The following is a 609-nucleotide window of genomic DNA, read 5'->3' on the forward strand; positions in this document are numbered from 1 at the left end:
CGAAGCCGGGGTAGAACTGGTCAACCGCTACCGCAACGCCTGGACCGGTGACAACGGCACCCCGCCCCGTGTCACCCGGGTACAGGCGCTGATCCCGAACCCGGACGCCGCCACGCGCAACGATATCCAGGCCTACGTGCAACGCCAACAGAGCATCGGCGTGTACAAGGCGCCGGTGGATGATGATTTCGACGCCACCCTCAGGCGCCTCGGCATCCTGCACGGCCCGGTCGAGCAGATCATCGAGCAGTTGCAGCAAGGGCCGAGACTGACGGCCAACGACCACCTGGTGCTGCAAGTACAGACCGCCAGCACCCCGCTGCGGGAGGCGATCCGCGCGCTGGAAATCATCCGCGAACAGATCGCCCCGGCCCTGGGCTGGCAACCGACACTGCCCCAAGGAACCCTCACATGAGCTTCAAACTGGGCTTTCTCAGCCACGCCTTTGGCGACGATCCACAGCAGGTCTACCGCGACCTGATCGAACAATTCGAAGTCGCCGAGGCCCTCGGTTTCGACGGTGGCTGGATTGCCCAGCACCACCTGAGCAACGGCTTCGGCCGGCTGCCGTCGCCGCTGGTATTGCTGGCGGCGGTGGCCGAGCGAACC

Annotated in this window: 1 protein-coding gene and 1 pseudogene; both read left to right on the plus strand. The window is 65.7% G+C overall.

Features of this window, described 5'->3' with window-relative positions; genetic code table 11:
• Positions 1–415: pseudogene (locus HX846_RS37020) on the plus strand (LLM class flavin-dependent oxidoreductase); the annotation flags it as partial.
• Positions 412–609: LLM class flavin-dependent oxidoreductase (locus HX846_RS37025; RefSeq protein ID WP_178967438.1), on the plus strand; the 198-nt coding region annotated here is incomplete at its 3' end. The pseudogene HX846_RS37020 and the gene HX846_RS37025, both read left to right, overlap by 4 nt.

It is taken from the genome of Pseudomonas sp. K5002 (genome assembly GCF_013386655.1).
In the GTDB taxonomy this organism is placed as follows: domain Bacteria; phylum Pseudomonadota; class Gammaproteobacteria; order Pseudomonadales; family Pseudomonadaceae; genus Aquipseudomonas.